17 protein-coding genes and 1 pseudogene are annotated in these 18,607 nt (G+C 42.7%); 15 read left to right on the top strand and 3 right to left on the bottom strand.

Annotated elements, in window-relative coordinates; translation table 11 throughout:
* Positions 1-53 precede the first annotated feature (53 nt).
* Positions 54-1,358 (bottom strand): dicarboxylate/amino acid:cation symporter, encoded by a 1,305-nt coding sequence (locus tag QWZ07_RS02160; protein WP_009845411.1) that lies wholly within the window; start codon positions 1,356-1,358, stop codon positions 54-56.
* 440 nt (positions 1,359-1,798) lie between these two features.
* Here QWZ07_RS02160 and tnpA point away from each other — a divergent pair, with 440 nt between their 5' ends.
* The 4 genes and pseudogenes from tnpA (at position 1,799) to modC (ending at position 4,632) form a co-directional block, all read left to right on the top strand.
* Entirely contained in the window at positions 1,799-2,236 is a 438-nt protein-coding gene (gene tnpA / locus QWZ07_RS02155; protein ID WP_192854770.1) for an IS200/IS605 family transposase, read from the top strand.
* A gap of 54 nt (positions 2,237-2,290) precedes the next feature.
* A pseudogene (gene modA, locus QWZ07_RS02150) lies at positions 2,291-2,830 on the top strand (molybdate ABC transporter substrate-binding protein); the annotation flags it as partial.
* Positions 2,831-3,529, top strand: a complete 699-nt coding sequence (gene modB / locus QWZ07_RS02145) for a molybdate ABC transporter permease subunit (protein ID WP_192854521.1) — start codon at positions 2,831-2,833, stop codon at positions 3,527-3,529.
* Complete coding sequence (gene modC, locus QWZ07_RS02140) at positions 3,526-4,632, top strand: molybdenum ABC transporter ATP-binding protein ModC (RefSeq protein ID WP_192854519.1); 1,107 nt, start codon at positions 3,526-3,528, stop codon at positions 4,630-4,632. Before modB ends, modC begins: the two co-directional genes overlap by 4 nt.
* 399 nt (positions 4,633-5,031) lie before the next feature.
* Here modC and QWZ07_RS02135 read toward each other — a convergent pair whose 3' ends face one another.
* Positions 5,032-5,469, bottom strand: coding sequence for a DUF3069 domain-containing protein (locus QWZ07_RS02135; protein ID WP_004731036.1), 438 nt, complete (start codon positions 5,467-5,469; stop codon positions 5,032-5,034).
* Between the two features lie 152 nt (positions 5,470-5,621).
* Here QWZ07_RS02135 and QWZ07_RS02130 point away from each other — a divergent pair, with 152 nt between their 5' ends.
* Both QWZ07_RS02130 and QWZ07_RS02125 read left to right on the top strand, forming a co-directional pair.
* Positions 5,622-6,572: a GGDEF domain-containing response regulator gene (locus tag QWZ07_RS02130; RefSeq protein WP_261891584.1), complete on the top strand. Its 951-nt coding sequence runs from the start codon at positions 5,622-5,624 to the stop codon at positions 6,570-6,572.
* A gap of 78 nt (positions 6,573-6,650) precedes the next feature.
* Positions 6,651-7,661 carry a Solitary outer membrane autotransporter beta-barrel domain gene (locus tag QWZ07_RS02125; RefSeq protein WP_029223372.1) on the top strand — a complete coding sequence of 337 codons (1,011 nt, stop codon included), beginning with the start codon at positions 6,651-6,653 and terminating at the stop codon, positions 7,659-7,661.
* A gap of 171 nt (positions 7,662-7,832) precedes the next feature.
* Here QWZ07_RS02125 and QWZ07_RS02120 read toward each other — a convergent pair whose 3' ends face one another.
* The gene (locus QWZ07_RS02120; protein ID WP_192854511.1) at positions 7,833-9,074 is read right to left on the bottom strand and encodes a GGDEF domain-containing protein; all 1,242 of its coding nucleotides are present in this window, start codon (positions 9,072-9,074) and stop codon (positions 7,833-7,835) included.
* A 339-nt stretch (positions 9,075-9,413) separates the two neighbouring features.
* On the opposite strand from QWZ07_RS02120, the gene QWZ07_RS02115 reads away from it, so the two are divergent.
* From QWZ07_RS02115 to QWZ07_RS02075, 9 genes are all read left to right on the top strand, one after another.
* The gene (locus QWZ07_RS02115) at positions 9,414-9,782 is read left to right on the top strand and encodes a late competence development ComFB family protein (protein ID WP_065105775.1); all 369 of its coding nucleotides are present in this window, start codon (positions 9,414-9,416) and stop codon (positions 9,780-9,782) included.
* Between the two features lie 39 nt (positions 9,783-9,821).
* Positions 9,822-10,103: an HlyU family transcriptional regulator gene (locus tag QWZ07_RS02110; protein WP_017107026.1), complete on the top strand. Its 282-nt coding sequence runs from the start codon at positions 9,822-9,824 to the stop codon at positions 10,101-10,103.
* A 299-nt stretch (positions 10,104-10,402) separates the two neighbouring features.
* Positions 10,403-11,950 carry a Re/Si-specific NAD(P)(+) transhydrogenase subunit alpha gene (pntA, locus tag QWZ07_RS02105; protein ID WP_017107025.1) on the top strand — a complete coding sequence of 516 codons (1,548 nt, stop codon included), beginning with the start codon at positions 10,403-10,405 and terminating at the stop codon, positions 11,948-11,950.
* A gap of 10 nt (positions 11,951-11,960) precedes the next feature.
* Entirely contained in the window at positions 11,961-13,340 is a 1,380-nt protein-coding gene (pntB, locus tag QWZ07_RS02100) for a Re/Si-specific NAD(P)(+) transhydrogenase subunit beta (protein WP_065105774.1), read from the top strand.
* Positions 13,341-13,717: 377 nt separating this feature from the next.
* Positions 13,718-15,169 (top strand): sensor histidine kinase VxrA, encoded by a 1,452-nt coding sequence (gene vxrA, locus QWZ07_RS02095; protein ID WP_029223373.1) that lies wholly within the window; start codon positions 13,718-13,720, stop codon positions 15,167-15,169.
* Positions 15,144-15,803: a response regulator transcription factor VxrB gene (vxrB, locus tag QWZ07_RS02090; RefSeq protein ID WP_017107022.1), complete on the top strand. Its 660-nt coding sequence runs from the start codon at positions 15,144-15,146 to the stop codon at positions 15,801-15,803. Before vxrA ends, vxrB begins: the two co-directional genes overlap by 26 nt.
* Positions 15,803-16,690, top strand: a complete 888-nt coding sequence (locus QWZ07_RS02085) for a DUF2861 family protein (RefSeq protein WP_017109617.1) — start codon at positions 15,803-15,805, stop codon at positions 16,688-16,690. The genes vxrB and QWZ07_RS02085 overlap by 1 nt, the downstream gene beginning before the upstream one ends.
* A 50-nt stretch (positions 16,691-16,740) precedes the next feature.
* Complete coding sequence (locus QWZ07_RS02080; protein ID WP_102291791.1) at positions 16,741-17,889, top strand: conjugal transfer protein TraF; 1,149 nt, start codon at positions 16,741-16,743, stop codon at positions 17,887-17,889.
* 41 nt (positions 17,890-17,930) lie between these two features.
* Entirely contained in the window at positions 17,931-18,083 is a 153-nt protein-coding gene (locus QWZ07_RS02075) for a YoaH family protein (RefSeq protein WP_004731009.1), read from the top strand.
* The last annotated feature ends 524 nt before the right edge of the window (positions 18,084-18,607 follow it).

Here is an 18,607-nt window from a genome sequence, read left to right as displayed (position 1 = left end):
CATAGCCATTAATAACGCCTTAGCTTGGAGAAAAGAGCGACAGAGAAGCTAGATTATGCCTGTTGGCGTGCTAGCTTAACTTCTTCTTCTTTCTCACCAGCTGCCGGGTCATTGAAGCGAGACTCATCAAGAGAACCTTCAGACTTAGCGACGATGATAGTTACGGCACTATCACCTGTGATGTTTACAGCGGTACGAATCATATCAAGAAGGCGGTCAACACCCATGATTAGAGCAATACCTTCAAGCGGTAGACCAACTTGGTTCAATACCATCGCTAGCATAACAAGACCAACACCAGGAACACCTGCAGTACCAACAGACGCCAATGTCGCTGTTAGGATAACCATTAGGTAATCACCCATAGTCAGGTCGATGTTGTAAGCTTGTGCAATAAACGCAGTTGCAACACCTTGCATGATAGCTGTGCCATCCATGTTCACTGTTGCACCTAGTGGTACTGTGAATGAAGCGACTTTGTTGTCTACGCCCATGCGGTTTTTAGCCGTTTCCATTGTCACTGGAATCGTTGCGTTCGAAGAGGCAGTTGAAAACGCAAACATGATTGCATCTTCCATCTTACGTAAGAACGTAATCGGGCTTAGGCCTGTGAATCCTTTAAGCATCGCGCTGTAGGTAACCAAACCGTGCAGAAGTAGGGTACCTGCAAGCACTAAGAAGTATTCTGCTAGGTTCCAAATTGCGCTTAAACCAAGGCCAGAGAACAGCTTCGCCATCAAGAAGAACACACCGTAAGGTGCAAGGTTCATCAGAAGAGCGACAAGCTTCATGATCACTTCGTTCAAGTCAGAGAAAACCGCGGCGATACGCTCACCAGGTTTACCCGCTGCACTGATTGCAATACCAAACAACACAGCAAATACGATAACTTGCAGCGTTTTACCCTCAGCCATCGCCTGAATAGGGTTGGTTGGGAACATGTCGATGATTACTTGGCCCAAAGAAGGGGCATCAGCTGATTTGAAAGAGCTCGCAGCAGTAAGATCCGCACCAGCTCCAGGTTGGAACAGGTTACCGATAGTAAGTGCTAGAGTGATAGCAACGGCTGTAGTACCGATATAAAGTGCAAGCGTTTTGCCCCCCATACGGCCAAGAGTTGATAAATCTTTAAGAGAGCTTGTACCGCACACTAGTGAAACGAAGACTAGAGGCACAACAAGCATTTTTAAACTGGCGACAAAAATCTGTCCGCCTACTTCAAAGAGTCCGTTAACGATGTAGTTGTTAACAAATCCGCTGTCTGCAAAAAGGGATTGAATGGCAAATCCCGTTAATATGCCCACGACCATACCGAGGATAACTCGACCAGTTAGAGACATAGGTTTCTTGGTATTCATTTAGAACACTCCTTATTATTTATAACTTTGATACCTTTTCAAAGTGAGCAGGAGATTAGCAGTCGGTTGTTCAAATCGAAAAACAAAAAATGAGTTTGAAATTATAGATGTGATCACAATCACTGATAATTGTGTAAATTAAACAAATCAAAACAAAATAATTCACTATTCATTTACATCTATCGAGGGTTTTATACATAAAACCGTCGTTTCAAAGGTAGTAAATAAGACAAGACAATTTTCTTATCGATCGTCATATCTTAAATAGACCAAGCAAATAACGGTGTTTCAGAAGATTCGAAGATAACAGCGAGGTTTTTTATTGGCTCCTCAAAACCACCGCCTAGGGCGGTGGTGATTGTTCCTCTAGGCTATAGCCTGAAGAAGTGCCCATGTTAGAAGTAACCTCTTATTCACCACAAGTAAGAGGAAACAACCACATGGGCGATTACAGAAGTTCATCACATGTCTATTGGCGTTGCAAATACCATATAGTTTGGACTCCAAAGTATAGATATAAGATTTTGAAAGATAAGGTTGGAAAGGAGCTTTATCGTTCAATTTATATTTTGTGCAATATGAAAGACTGCGAGGTTTTAGAGTTAAATGTTCAACCAGATCATGTTCATCTTGTTGTCATTATTCCTCCCAAGTTGTCGATCTCGAGTTTGTTAGGAGTTTTAAAGGGCCGGACAGCAATTAGACTTTTCAATAAATTTCCACATATACGTAAGAAACTATGGGGAAATCACTTTTGGGCTAGAGGGTATTTTGTAGATACGGTCGGTGTGAATGAAGAAGTCATTCGACGATATGTCCGACACCAAGATAAACAGGACATAGAGTATGAACAACAACTGCAGTTATTGAAGAACTGATAGCGTGGACGCCCCCTTCTAGGGGGTTATAAAGCAAAACCGCCTTCTAAGAAGGCGGATATTTTTTTTTCAGCAAATGAAAAGTGGATGACGCATTTAGTCGACCGAAAATATGTTTCTAGTGACAATGTCACAAATTTTTGTGAAAACGAACTTGTGTTGATCTCTCCGAAAGAGACGTCGGTATCATTGGAACTCTCAAAGGGAGACCAGTGGTCTAAACTGCTGACTAATGAACGACTTGCTGTCGGTAATACTATGTCTGTACCAGCAGGTATCTACGCTAAGGAAGCGTTAGAAGCTCTGGGTGTTTGGGATAATGTGAGCACTCGATTGGCACCAAGTAACAATGTTCGTATGGCATTGGCCTTGGTGGAACGCAGTGAAGCGAAGCTCGGCATTGTCTACAAAACTGATGCATTATTATCGAAAGAAGTCGATGTCGTTGCGACGTTTCCTTCAAATCTCCACACACCAATACGTTACCCTGTAGCTAAATTGAATGACAAATTAACCACGAATGACTTCTATACTTTTCTAAACGATGAAAAGGCAAAAGACATTCTTAACAGTTTTGGTTTTGAAGCGCATTAAATGATGTTTTTATCTGAGTACGAATACCAAGCCTTAATGCTGAGTTTAAAAGTCGCTGGGTTTGCTATCTTATGGCTTATTCCTATCGGCATTGGTTTAGCGTGGCTGCTTGCTAAGAAACAGTTTGTTGGCAAAAGCATAGTCGAGAGCATTGTGCACCTGCCATTGGTACTGCCGCCTGTGGTCATCGGTTATTTGTTGCTGGTGATGATGGGTAGACAAGGCGTCATTGGCTCATGGCTTAATGACATGTTTGGTATCGTATTCAGCTTTAGCTGGAAGGGCGCGGCACTTGCGTGTGTTGTTGTCGCGTTACCATTGATGGTTCGTTCTATTCGCCTGAGCTTAGAAACTGTTGATAGTAAGCTTGAAGAGGCTGCTGCCACATTGGGCGCTTCACCGATTCGTGTGTTCTTCACTATTACATTACCTCTGATGATCCCTGGGATCATTACCGGCACTATGCTTTCATTCGCACGAAGCTTGGGTGAGTTTGGCGCGACAATCAGCTTCGTTTCCAATATTCCCGGTGAAACTCAAACCATCCCACTGGCCATGTATACCTTTATTGAAACCCCCGGCGCTGAAATGGAAGCGGCACGTTTGTGTTTCATTTCAATTGTTATAGCGCTTGGTTCATTGATGCTATCTGAATGGCTTAATAAGAAGTCAGCACAGCGACTAGGAGGCAATGCATGAGTGCTTTGATCCTCCAATACCAACAACAGTTGGGTGAAACCTTCTTTGATATTGACCTAGAACTCCCAAGTAGCGGCATTACTGCGATCTTTGGTCGCTCTGGCGCGGGAAAAACATCACTTATCAATGCGATTAGTGGCCTTAAACAGCCAGATAAGGGCTTGATCAGCGTATCGGGAACCACCTTGTTCGACAGTGATAAGGGCATTAACTTGCCGACTCATAAACGCAATGTCGGCTATGTGTTTCAAGAGTCGCGATTGTTTCCGCACATGAAGGTGTCAGGCAATCTTAAATATGGCATCAAAGACTTCGATAAAACGCATTTCGATCAGATTGTCTCCTTGTTATCTCTCGGTTTATTGCTAGACCGTTACCCAGCGCGTTTGTCGGGTGGTGAGAAGCAACGTGTGGCGATTGGACGTGCTTTGTTGTCTAAGCCGAGTATTTTGTTGATGGATGAGCCATTAGCGTCTCTCGACTTGCCTCGTAAGCGTGAAGTGATGCCGTTTTTGGAGAACCTCTCTGAAACCGTTCAGATTCCGATCATTTACGTGACGCACAGCCTTAACGAGATTCTACGCTTGGCCAATCATCTTGTGATCATCGAGCAAGGAAAAGTCATTTCGTCGGGTGTAACTGAAGAAGTGTGGGCTTCGAGAGCTATGCAGCCGTGGCAATCATTCTCAGAACAAAGTTCATTGTTTGAGGGGACGTTAGCTGAGCACAATGACGATTATGCGTTATCTCGTTTGAAGCTTGGCAAATCGACATCGTTGTGGGTTCAGAAGGTGTCTAGCGACATTGGGGCTGCGGTAAGGTTACAAGTTAGGGCAAATGATGTCTCTATCACGCTAGAACAGCCGCAAGGCACTTCGATACGTAATATCCTTCCTGTGACCATTAAAAGCGTAGAGACGCACCAGCAAGGCTCAAATAAGCAGAGTGTTGCGGTAGAGTTGGAGCTAGAGCCTGGTTGTTACTTGTGGGCGACTATAACTTTATGGGCGTTGGATGAGTTGAGTTTAGAAACCGGTCAGCAAGTTTACGCTCAAATTAAAGGTGTGAGTGTCGCTCAGCGAGATATTGCCGTTACGCACTGATTTAGAGGCAATGAGTGAGATAGGCTCGCCCATTGTCTTTTCTATGTTTAAAGCTTTTTAGCGATGTTTACTGTTAGTCTGCAATATGACTACTTGTCAGCGATATGAATGTTGATCTTGATTCCATGAATGGATACATGCGTCATTTTTATACGGTATAACTACCAGTTTTGCGTCACACTGTATGAGTACTAAGGCATATTGTTTGCTCTAACTGTAAGAGTGACAAGAGCTGCAGTGACAAATTCTGCATCAGCACAAGAACACGACGAACGACGAAATTAAGCAACTAGCAGACAAAGCAACAGGCACAAAAAAGCCGCATGTTTGAAGTAACATACGGCTTAATCATTAAGTTTTCGTTAAGCACTCAACCTAAATTTAGGTGAGATGAATGGCTTATCGGATGAAAACTTCTTTAAAATCACGCTTCAAGATCGCATCACGGCGTGCTTTCTTGATTTGCTTAGCCATGTCTTTTACACAGTTGTGTAAAATTTGGTCAAGCAGTTGAGCTCGGTACTCTTCTTTTTCTTCATCAGACATGCCTTCTGGAAGTTTAAGAGTAGGGAACTCTTCCATCATGTTTACGCCAGCAAAAGCTTGGCTAACAGAGATTAGAGCGTGGAATTGCTCAAAGTTGTCCAAAACATTTTGTGCGCTTGCTGGAAGGCTGCTCCAAGTTTCACGCACTGCTTCTTCAGACACCTCGTGAATAGAAGTAACCATGTTGTGCATCTCTTTAGGCACTTCATCAAATTCGATAACTTGGCGAAGCTCTGGTGAGATAGTGGTTAAATCGATTTCTTGTACTTCGTTGTTTGTAGCGTCTGACATAGTATTTCTCTTTAAAAAGAAACAATGCTAAAAAGATCTGTAAAAAAGTCAATATAATATAGAGATTAGGGCATGAATTAAGCCCAAAATTGAGCTACTTTCAATATTCAACGCTAGATAAAGGTGATGTGATGATAGAAAAGGGATCTTCGATGCGCATATTGCTGGTTGATGATGTTCAACTAGACAGGATGCAACTTGCTATTCGACTTAAGCAATTGGGACATATTGTGGAAGCGGTAGGTAGCGGTAAAGAAGCTCTAAACATCTATTCTGATTTTGATCCTGAACTCGTATTACTTGATATCAGCATGCCAGACATGGATGGTTTTGAGGTCGCTAACGAGGTTCGTAGACAATTCCCCGAATGGGTGCCCATCATATTTCTGAGTGGTCATGAAGAACCCGAAATGATCGCGAAAGCGATTGACGCTGGTGGTGATGATTACCTAATCAAACCGGTTAACAAAGTGGTGCTGAATTCAAAACTGATCGCGATGCAGCGCATTGCGCATATGAGGCGAGAGTTAAAACAAAGCACCGCCAAACTTGAAGAATTGAACATACTTTTGCAACAGCAAGCCAATGAAGATGGCTTAACAAAATTGTATAACCGTCGATATATGGATACTAAGCTTGAAGAGAGCATCGCGTGGCATGGAAGACGTAATATACCCATGACCGTGATACTTCTAGATGTAGACTTTTTTAAGCCTTACAACGATAATTACGGACATATTCAAGGGGATAAGTGCTTACAAGGGCTTGCCGGCACCTTGAAACAGCTGTTTGTTCGAGCTGGAGAGTTTGTTGGTCGTTATGGCGGTGAAGAGTTTGTTTTGGTTTTAAGTGACACGGACGGCGCTGCTGCTAAATTACATGCGACTCGAATAAAAGAAGCATTGCATGAAATGAACTATGCCCATGACCACTCAAGCGTCTCAGATAGAGTGACAGCGTCACAAGGCGTACTCTCATTCGTGCCTGCAGGCGGAGAATCGATCGCTTCAATTTATGAAAAAGTCGACCAAGCGCTTTATCAAGCAAAACAAAGTGGTAGAAATACCTTTATACAGCGCAGTATTTTGGAGCTTGCAGGCTAGTTGGCGAGCTCTTCTGGATATTTGAATTTATACTTCTATTAGCGTTTGAGCTTGGAAGTGCTTTAAGTGATAAAAGAAATGCCACATTCAAAGTCATTTTCTATGGCTAATACATCATGGACGCTTGCGGTTCCTCTACTTTTAACCGCTTTACCGACCACTGTGAATGCCAATTCGCTATCTCATCTTTTCCGAAAGGATCTAGAGCAGAGCTTTGCCACCAGTGTATTGCTAAATGACACCGACGTTTTTACTTTTGGTATCAACAATTTTGACCCTAATAAAGTATTTAGTTTGGATAATGAAGACATCGGGTCGAACGATTCGGTGAGCCGTCGACAAAATATTACCTCCCTGAGCTTGCCTTACACATTTGAATTGCCTAGTTATATTGAAGACAATCATCAAGAGGTGACGCTGCGCTTGTCTGCATTGCGGATCGAGAACGATGTTGAGTACGCGTCAACAATCAAAAGTGATTTTCAAAAAGAGTCGGTGGTTTCTGGGTACGTGGAATTCGCGAATGTGTCCCAGTTAGACGAATATTGGAGTTTTAGCTCAGCAATTGGTAACCACATCTCTTATTACCGTAATGACTATGAGTATCGTTCTTCACTGCTAAAGCCTATTCAAGATCAATTGGATGGTGTGTATTTCAATACTGATGCTTGGGCTTATATCATTGAGCCTAAAATCAAGCTGATGTACGAAGATAAGAATGACTGGGGCAAGTATAAACTGAGTACAAGTTGGCATTACTTTAATGGTGTCGGCTGGGGAGAAGCTAATAACGGCGATATTGGTCACCCTGAGGGGTGGTATATCGCGAATGAAGCCAAGGTTTTCTATGATCTAGTGAGTTGGGATAAGAACATTACATCGATGTACTCAAGTATAAGAAGAATTGATATTGGTGGCGATACTGTGGCATCTATGGGCACTACTTCTTACTACGAGGGCAGTGTTGGCTGGTTACTTAACCCAAACCTATTTAACGACTGGGTCGATAATGTGGGGATCGGGTTTACGATCAATTACGGTAGCAGCTTGAAAGGCGGGAGCTTGGTTATCTTCTTTAACCAAGACTAAGCTTCAACCAAGGTTTAGCTTCTATTTGGATATAAGATCTCTTCTAATGACTTGTTTTTCGCTATAGCGGCTAAAGCTCCTACTAAGATACAACGCTTCTTTCAGAGGCTCGTTTGTCGCTACAGCGATTAAGTCTCTAACTATAGCTCTTAAAGCTTCTAGCTATATCGCCTAGGTGTGAACGCACAGTTTATTTCGGCCAGTTTCTTTCGCTTTGTAAAGTGCATTATCAGCAAGCTTCAACACTTCTTCGGGCTGTTTGGTGGTTGTACTGTCAGACAGGCCAATACTCACCGTGACATTAACTATTTTAGTCGGCTTGCCATTCTTGCCGCGCTTTTGCATGCCCACTTCATGATCATCAGGGCGGTCGTGAGTATTACGAATGATCATATCGTAATTCTGGATCTCAGAAATTAGAACTTGAAGATGCTCTTTTACTTGCTCAGTGTTCTTACCTTTGAAAATGATTGTGAACTCTTCACCACCATAACGATAAGCTTTCGCGCCACCTGTCGTTTCTCTTAATATACGCGCTACTAGCTTTAACACATCGTCGCCAATGTCATGGCCATAGGTATCATTGAATTTTTTGAAGTGATCGATATCGACCATGGCCATCGAATATTTACGGCCTAGGTGCTTCATATCGACTTCTAATGCATGTCTGCCAGGGATGTTAGTCAGTTGGTCATTAAATGCCATGTCGTGGCTAGCGGACATTACATAGACGATAATCAATATGCCTGACAAAGAGAACATGGTGCTTGAGATGTATTGGATATCAAAGAATATGAAGGTACTCGAAGACAACAAAATCGCGCTGTAAACAACGACATCAATAGAGCGGTTATAGACTAAAACCAAAATCGACGTTAGGCCCAGTAAACAAAGGCTATAGAGCACCAGAATAAAAGGCAGTTTAGAAAAGTCTCTAACGGTAAAGAGAACTCCTTCACTCCATGATTCAAAACCTCCGGCATGGAAGTGAGACACAATCAGTTGCGCCCAAACCATGAATAGCACCACAACCAAGGCGTAAAGGAACATGGACTTTGAGTTAACCCCGTTATCGGGGAAGGCATACACCAATAAGCAAGTAACCGGCACTAAAGCAGCCAGAAGAGACAGCTCCAATAATGTGGTTCCAGTGTTTAATGGGGTTTGTAAGCGGACTTGGATAATAAAATAGGCAACGAGCATGGTGAGAGACACCATAGCCATACGACCTTGCCTGAATGTGTGACACAGCAAAACGGCAACGCTCAATAAAATATACGGAAGGTTGCTAGCAAACCCTAAGTTTGAATCGGTCACGAGAATGACGTTGTTCATACCTACGAGTAACATTGCTAATAGAAGTAAGGGAAAGCAAAATCGAAACATGCTCGACGTTACAAAAGAAGATGCCATTTATGTGGTGAGCCTAAGTGTACTGATGATCTTATAATTTAATTTTATACGTAGGATACGGTTAAACAAGCGATTGCCAAGCTTTTTGCGTAAATCAGAGCAAAAACATAGTCATAGGTCGCTATTGGTGCAACTCTTTTTATATGTATTTGAGTTGCTATTAACCATAGAACGAACTACATAGTATATATGAGAAATTAATTAGTCGTTATAGTTAGTTAACATGCAGTTAGTAAATCTGTAGTAATGAGTAGGGTATAGTAAGGTAACAATATGTAGACCGTTGCCAAATCAGGCTAGAACACGATCTGTCGTGATAGCTACAAATGGAGGTGTAGTATGCAAATCAGTGTGGATGTACACAATTATATGGAAACGCTTGTTGGTCATGTACTGGCTACCGAGGAGTATGTGTCGAGTTATACAAGCGAGCAGCTTGCTGATCTTGCTTGTCTTGCGTTGGGCCAACTGAAACCTATCTATATCCGTTTTGATATTGATTTTCTTTCGGCATTACCGGAAGACAAATTGGTGCTCTACAAAAGAAATAGTGAGATCGCAGTCAAAAATGCTGAAAGCATGATTATTGAGGATCGAAGACGAGATCGAACGGACAATGTGCCCGTTATATTTAGTCAACACAATTTTGACGATGACGTAGAATTGCAATGGTATGAAAAGCCATTGTTGAACACTAAACAGTCGTGATAGTTTAGTGTCAGTACGGTCATTTAAGGAGTAAAAAACGTGGGATTCTTTTCTAGATTATTTGGTGGCAAAGAAAAAACCGAACAAAAAGTAGAGATTGAGCCAGTGGAATACAAAGGCTTCAATATCTATCAAGACGCCATTGCAGAATCTGGTCAGTACCGTGTGGCTGGTCGTATCGAGAAAGAAATCGACGGTGAAATTAAAACTCATCGTTTTATTCGTTCTGATGTTGTTTCAAACAAACAAGACGCCGATGAATTGATGCTTAAAAAATCGCAAATGTTCATCGACCAAATGGGCGACAGTATATTTAGCTAACCAATTAGGGTTAGAGTTGATGTTGGTCATAATTTAGAGAGCTTTCAGTGTATATGCTGAAAGCTCTTTTTAGTTATAGGGATAAAGAACAGCTAGTAGGTTGTTATTAAAAGGATTATTGGGAAGTGGTTTGACCTCTTTATTCGAGAGGCCCGTCATTTATCTAAATTAAGTGCTCAAAATCCATCCAAATCGTTATAAGTAATAACTTTTCCTGTTCTTTGAACAAAACGCTTGAAGTATTAGTTGTCGTTAGATACAAACGAATAAGTCATTGTGCCAATAGTCAAGGAATCGCTATGCAAATTGGTGTACCAAGAGAAACACTCGCAGGTGAAACGCGAGTCGCTGCATCGCCGAAATCGGTAGAACAGCTTCTAAAATTAGGATTTGAAGTTTGTGTTGAATCACAAGCAGGTGCGTTAGCAAGTTTTGATGATACAGCTTATGAACAAGCTGGAGCAAAAGTTGTAACCGCAGATGAAGCTTGGAAATCCGATATTATCTTTAAAGTTAACGCTCCCATCGTTGACGAGTCTAAAAATGAAATCGAGTTACTTAAAGATGGCGCAACACTGGTCAGCTTTATTTGGCCTGCCCAAAATCCAGAATTAATGGAACAGCTTTCTAGCCGTAATATTAATGTGATGGCAATGGACTCGGTACCGCGTATTTCTCGAGCTCAAGCTCTGGATGCATTGAGTTCTATGGCAAACATTGCGGGTTACCGTGCTGTTGTTGAAGCTGCTCATGAGTTTGGTCGTTTCTTTACAGGTCAAATTACGGCTGCAGGTAAGGTTCCGCCAGCGAAAGTATTGGTTGCCGGTGCGGGTGTTGCTGGCCTTGCGGCTATCGGCGCTGCGGGTAGCTTAGGTGCGATTGTTCGTTCTTTCGATGTTCGTCCTGAAGTAAAAGAGCAAGTCGAGTCTATGGGCGCTGAATTCTTGGAAGTCGATTTCAAGGAAGATACCAGCGCTGGTGATGGCTACGCAAAAGAGATGTCTGACGCGTTCAACAAGAAAGCAGAAGAGCTTTACGCGGCTCAAGCGAAAGACGTTGATATCATCATTACGACGGCACTGATTCCAGGGCGTCCTGCGCCTAAGCTAATCACAAAAGAAATGGTAGATAGCATGAGCGCGGGTAGCGTGATTGTGGACCTTGCAGCGGCCAATGGTGGTAACTGTGAATATACCGTTGCTGATAAAGTTATCACGACCGCTAATGGCGTAAAAGTTGTGGGTTATACGGACATGGTAGGTCGCTTGCCGACTCAGTCGTCTCAACTGTACGCGACTAACTTGGTTAACTTGCTGAAACTGCTTTGCAAAGAGAAAGACGGCAATATCGACATTGACTTTGAAGATGTTGTTATTCGTGGTGTTACCGTGGTTAAAGCGGGTGAAGTCACCTGGCCAGCTCCACCGATTCAAGTTTCAGCGCAACCTCAACAAGCGAAACCTCAAGCTGTTAAGCCACAACCAAAAGTTCAAGAACCTGTCTCTCCTGTTAAGAAAGCGGCGGGTATGGCAGTGGCGGTTGGCGCCTTTGCTTGGATAGCTTCGGTTGCTCCTGCTGCGTTCTTATCTCACTTTACCGTTTTTGTTCTCGCTTGTGTGGTGGGTTATTACGTAGTTTGGAATGTCAGCCATTCTCTGCATACACCTCTGATGTCAGTAACAAACGCAATCTCAGGGATCATTGTTGTGGGCGCGTTGTTGCAAATAGGACAAGGAAGTGGCGTTGTCACGTTCTTATCATTTATCGCCGTATTAATTGCAAGTATCAATATCTTTGGTGGCTTTACCGTGACCAAACGTATGCTTGAAATGTTCCGTAAAGACTAAGGAGTAGCAGATGTCTGAAGGATTAGTACAAGCAGCTTATATCATTGCTGCTGTATTCTTTATAATGAGCTTAGCCGGACTATCGAAACAGGAATCTGCTCGCGCAGGTAACTATTACGGTATCACTGGTATGGCAATCGCATTGATCGCAACGATCTTTGGCCCTCACTCTGCAGGTATTGTGTGGATCATCATTGCTATGGTGATCGGTGGTGGTATTGGTATCCACTACGCGAAGAAAGTAGAAATGACAGAGATGCCTGAGCTGGTGGCAATTTTGCACAGCTTCGTAGGTATGGCTGCGGTACTTGTTGGTTACAACAGCTACATTGACGCACCGGAAGCGGCAACGCACGCAGAACACGTTATCCACCTTGTTGAAGTTTTCCTTGGCGTGTTTATCGGTGCGGTTACGTTCACTGGCTCTATTGTCGCGTTTGGTAAACTTCGTGGCACGATTTCATCGTCTGCATTGAACATCCCTCATAAGCACAAGTGGAACCTAGCGGCTATCGTTGCTTCTACATTGCTAATGATTATGTTCGTTAAAGCCGATGGCAGCATGTTTGCTCTTATGCTGATGACGCTTATCGCATTTGCTTTCGGTTACCACTTGGTGGCATCGATTGGTGGTGCAGATATGCCAGTGGTTGTATCAATGCTGAACTCTTACTCTGGTTGGGCAGCAGCGGCAGCAGGTTTCATGCTTGCAAACGACCTGTTGATCGTAACCGGTGCATTGGTTGGTTCGTCAGGTGCGATTCTATCTTACATCATGTGTAAGGCAATGAACCGCTCGTTCATTAGCGTTATTGCTGGTGGATTTGGCCAAGAAGTCGTTGTGTCTGATGGTGATGAAGAGCAGGGTGAACACCGCGAAACATCAGCTGAAGATGTGGCTGACATGTTGAAGAACTCTAAGTCAGTTATCATCACACCAGGATACGGCATGGCAGTAGCTCAAGCTCAATACCCAGTGCATGAAATTACTGAAAAATTAAGAGCTCAAGGCATTAACGTTAGATTTGGTATCCACCCAGTTGCTGGTCGATTACCGGGTCACATGAACGTACTGCTTGCTGAAGCGAAAGTGCCTTATGATGTCGTTCTTGAAATGGACGAAATCAATGATGACTTCAATGAGACAGATACTGTATTGGTTATTGGTGCGAATGACACCGTGAACCCTGCGGCATTGGAAGATCCAAACAGCCCAATCGCTGGTATGCCAGTACTTGAAGTTTGGAACGCTCAAAACGTTATCGTGTTCAAACGCTCTATGAATACAGGTTATGCTGGTGTGCAAAACCCATTGTTCTTTAAAGAGAATACTCAGATGTTGTTCGGTGATGCGAAGAAAAGCTGCTTAAGCATTCTAGAACATCTATAAACCGCAAATATTCTGCAGTAAAACTAAGGAGCTCATATGAGCTCCTTTTTTTGATTCTAGTGAACTAAGCTGTTTAGAATCTTAGAATCTTAGAATCTTAGAATCTTAGAATCTTAGAATCTTAGAATCTTAGAATCTTAGAATCTTAGAATCTTAGAATCTTAGAATCTTAGAACTTATTGTGCATGTAGGTGCATTTCTTGTATTAGCAATAAGAGCAGGGCATTCACGGGTAAATTGATTAGCGAAGCTGTTGATTAAGACGCGTAATCGTTTTCTCTTTAAATACACACCACTTTTCATGCGGTTAAAAATTTATCTTTGATAACGAATGGTATATATTTGATTGATCTGTATGAATTTGCGCTTGGTTTGTGATCATCAAAAGAATATATACTCTGTTCATCGCTTCGTTTGTCGTTTCAGCAAATGCGTTTGCTGATTCTTTGCCTGAGCGTATCGATCACTTTACTAAGTTGTTTGATCATCAAACGGCCATCGAGTCTTATGATATTCGATTGCTTCAGGCGGATTATCCAACTCGCCTGATTATGCCGTCTTCAATGCTGCCACAAACAGCAGAGTACCCATTAAAAGATATTCAACGCCTTTACCAACTATCTAAGACGTGTAGCGGAAAATTACCACTTAGCCCTTTAATTACCGAGCCTTTGGTGTTTACTCGCGCAATGTGTAAAGGCACCAAGCTTTCTGACCGTTGGTTTAGTCGTAGCGGGCTTATCCACCCAGGTGGTGGTTCTTATGCCGCGCGTTACGTAGAAAAGTACCCTGATAAGTTCGACTCCTTAAAGCGCTTTATGCACATTCAAGAGCGTCCAAACGTTGAGCATGATGAACTGTTATCTCGCTTGCAGGATATGGACAGTGAAGCGATTACTGCACTATTGGCTGGTGCTAGCATGTTTGTCGAGCTTGATGAAATGTGGGTTAAACGCGGCGACAGATACTATTTATACAAAGAACCGGTTTGGTCTGAAAACGCAACACAAGCGGGTTTATCACTCAGTTTATCTTCCGAAGGTAACAGCTGTTTCGTCCAACGCGGTAACGTGTGTTGGGAGATAGAGGATCACTCGGAACTTCTACAAGTCGCGATGTTCATACTGGTGTTTGCCAATATCATGCTTGTGGTGGGTTGGGCGATATACCGTTGGAACAGCAAGAAGCAAGAGATGAAAAGTCGAATGCTTGTCCTTCAGATATTAACTCACGAACTCAGAACACCGATCGCGAGTTTATCTCTAACGGTTGAAGGCTTTAGGCGTGAATTCGAACACTTACCAGAAACGGTATATGATGAATTCCGTCGACTTTGTGAAGACACACGTCGCTTAAGGCAGTTAGCTGAAGCGAGTAAAGATTACCTACAGTCGGATAATCAACCACTCGCTACTGAGTGGGTGCCGAGTGTACAAGAATGGCTTGAATATAAAGTCGAAGAAGATTTTGCTCCGGGTATCGAACTTCGAGTAAACAAAGACATTGCTGCAAAATTGAACGTATATTGGTTAGGTACGTGTATCGATAACCTGATCAGAAACGCCGTGAAATACGGCGTGGCTCCAGTGATACTAGAACTGAATACTTCTGACAAGAAGCTGACATTCAAAGTTATAGATAATGGAGACTTGTCCCGTAAAGATTGGGGGCAACTAAGAAAGCCATTTGTAAGTAAAAGTGGTCTAGGTTTAGGTCTGACGATAGTGGAATCTATGGTCGGAAAAATGGGCGGTCACATGACGCTGATAGGCCCCCCAACAACATTTATTTTGGAGATACCTTGTGAAACAGACATTGCTTCTCGTTGAAGATGATAAGAATTTAGCTGACGGTTTATTAGTTAGCCTTGAGCAAGCTGGATATGAATGTTTGCATGCAGAGTTAATCTCTGAAGTTGAAGGCTACTGGGAGCAAGCGGATTTAGTGATTCTAGATCGCCAACTGCCAGACGGTGACTCAGTAGATTCACTACCAGCTTGGAAGAAGAAGAAAGACATTCCTGTTATTTTGCTGACGGCACTTGTGACAGTAAAAGACAAAGTCGCGGGCCTAGATTCAGGTGCAAACGACTACCTAACGAAGCCTTTCGCAGAAGCGGAACTGTTCGCTCGAATCCGTGCGCAGTTACGTCTGCCAGACGCTGAAGAGCAAGACGCATCAAAAGTGATGGCTCAGAACCTTGTTATCGACAAAGCTACTCGCGAAGTGTTTTTTAACGAGCTTGAAGTCACGCTAACACGTACTGAATTTGATCTACTCTTGTTCTTGGCAAGCAACTTGGGTCGCGTATTCACACGTGATGAATTGCTTGACCACGTATGGGGTTACAACCATTTCCCAACAACACGTACCGTAGATACGCACGTTCTTCAACTAAGACAGAAATTACCAGGTCTTGAGATCGAAACGCTTCGTGGCGTTGGTTATAAGATGAAAGCGTAATGAAAAAAGCCTTACTTCCACTATTAGCGTTAGCAAGTGTCGTTAGCCCGGCACAAGCGGCCGATTGGTTTAAGAATAGTGATACTCTGACCCAAGTGCACAAACATCTGCTGGATAACGACTTATCTCAGATGTTTGATTCATTAGTGGAAGTTTGGCAAATTAATTCTTCTCAAGTAAGAGAAGATCACCTCAATGAATTATTTGACCAAGCGTTAAATAAGGATTGTGGAAAAACCCTCACCAAAAAGACCTTGCCGGAATGGATTAATTCGCTGGTCGTCAAAAGACACACCATTCAAAGCCCTGGACGAGATACATTTAGAGTTGTTATTGAAGTTGAGTCCGAAGAGAGTATCCAAGACATCACCTTCGAGAAATGGGTTGATAAAGTTGTCTCATCAGATAGCGAACTCACGAAAGATAAAGAAGTCGTGAATAACGCTTCAGTCATTCTTTATAAACAACGCTACAACCTACCTTCTCAATTGGACTCTGGTTTATACCGTTTAAATGTGAAAACCGAAGGCGGCGTAGCTTGGAGCACTTGGATCATTCTTGGTGAAATTACGATGCGACAACAAGTACGTTGGGCATCTAAAGACACCTGGAGAATCGATAAAAAAGAGCTTCTTAACCCATATTGTCCGTTACCAAAGTTAGACGTTGGTTTGTACGATTACATCGACGAACACTATGAGCAGGTATGGGGCAAAAGCTACGAGTCAGATTATCCCATCAGTTTGAGTGCTGAAGAAGTTCCTAACGATCGCTACGTTTTGGCAGTTTCGATGATACATTCGCGCTGGCAAGGCGACATAGCGATAGAACAAGCACAAACTATCAGTAAAACTTATGATATTTCTAGCGAAGAAGAGTTAAAGTAATTTAAAATTGTGCCGTTAACTATGTAAGGGATCTAACAAAGATAAACGGCATGAAAAAAACTACTAAACTACTCGCAACGTCAATTGCATTCGCCAGTCTTCCTCTTTCAGCAGCAAACTACGCCATTGAAGCGCGTGGTGATGCGATGGGTGGTGTTGGTGTTGTTTCTGCAAACTTCTTAACCGCTCCATTCTATAACCCAGCATTGGTTGCTATTTATCGTCGTAACGATGATATGGGAATGATCACGCCAAGTTTTGGTGGTAGCTATAACGACCCTAACGACATGAAGTCGAACATCGATAGTGTCGTTGATGCATCAAACACTGCAGACTTAGACGCCGCACTGAATAAACTGGATGGAAACCAAGCCAACGTTGAATTGGGTGGTGTTGTTGCGTTCGCACTTCCTAACCAGTTTGTTGCTGCAAACCTTTTCGCGAAAGCCTACACCGAATCATTTGCGACACCTAACGTTTACACAACAGGTTCAGATGAAGACAAAGTGGAACTGTCTACCGTTGAAGCTGTTTCTATCGGAGTCGCTGAGGTTGGACTTTCTCTAGCAAAATACCAAACCTTTATGGGTCAACACATCTCATTTGGTATCACACCTAAGATCCAACGCATTTATACATATAACTACGTTGCTTCAGTTAATGATTATGACTTATCTGACGTAAGAGAAAATAGTGATGGTGAAACAGCCTTCAACATGGATGCAGGTGCACTTTGGTTCTTCGGTCCATTCCGAGTCGGTGTTGCAGCAACGAACTTGATCTCTAGAGACATCGAAACCAAAGATACGACGAGAACGCTAACCAGCAGCACAAGTAGTGCGACACACCAAGTCGGCGGTAAATACACTTACCAACTTGAGCCGGTTTACACCGTTGGTGCAGGTATCGTGTCTGACTACTTTACGTTGAGTGTCGATTACGATTTGAATGAGACTGAAAAGTTTACTTCGTTCGAAGATAACGAACAGATGATTCGTGTTGGTACCGAAGTCGATCTTCTACGTCAGCTTAAGTTAAGGGGAGGGTACTACAAGAACCTGGCTTACTCTGATTCAGAAGGAACAGTCACAGCTGGTATTGGTATTTCGCCACTCAACTTGTTCCAGTTAGATCTAAGTGCTAACTACACGAACGAAAATGCAATGGGTGCTTCAATCAATTTCCTTGCTAGTTACTAACAGTCCTTATATAGTTCTGCTCCTAAATAAAGGAGCAGAGCATGCTAAACGACTTACCAACCCTTTCTCACGAAGAACAACAGAAAGCTGTTGAACGAATTCAAGAAATGATGACTCAGGGCATCAGCACAGCACAAGCTATCAAAATCGTTGCTGAGCAAATTCGTGAAGAAATGAGTAATAAAGAAGAGTAGGGCATCAGCCCTTCTTTTTTAACACCTTAATGCACTATAACTAAATACATTACCCTCTAGTATATTATCTCGTACATACCCGCTCTTTAGTTACCCTAAATTCCGACCTAACCAAAATCCTTAAATTGAGTTTATTCAGTAAGTTACAGCGGAGTAATCTACTTTATAGGCTTTTTTCGGTTTCTATTTGTAATTAAATTACAGCAAGATCTGAAAGTAAACCAATTGCCATTTAGGTGTCAGTATTTATAGCACCATGTCTAAGTGGTTCAATATAAGGCGTTTTTTAAGGCTGGTGACGTTGTGACTTCTGTTTTTAACGGATGCGAATGCAGAATGTTCAGAAGCAGACAAATGAGGATTTCATCTAAGAACAGTGCGAGATAAGTCGTGATGGTAATGTTCAAACCGATACCGCGAGAGGCTTACCACCGCTTAGAGCAAGCTTTACTCGCCAAATATGTGCATTTTAAAACAAGTGTTTAGAAGCTAGAGGCGTAAGGAAGAGCTGTTTATTGACCGAT

The organism is Vibrio lentus (genome assembly GCF_030409755.1).
GTDB classification, from domain to species: Bacteria; Pseudomonadota; Gammaproteobacteria; order Enterobacterales; family Vibrionaceae; genus Vibrio; species Vibrio lentus.
Note: the sequence above shows the minus strand (reverse complement) of the source record. Positions and strands in the feature narration are given on the sequence as shown.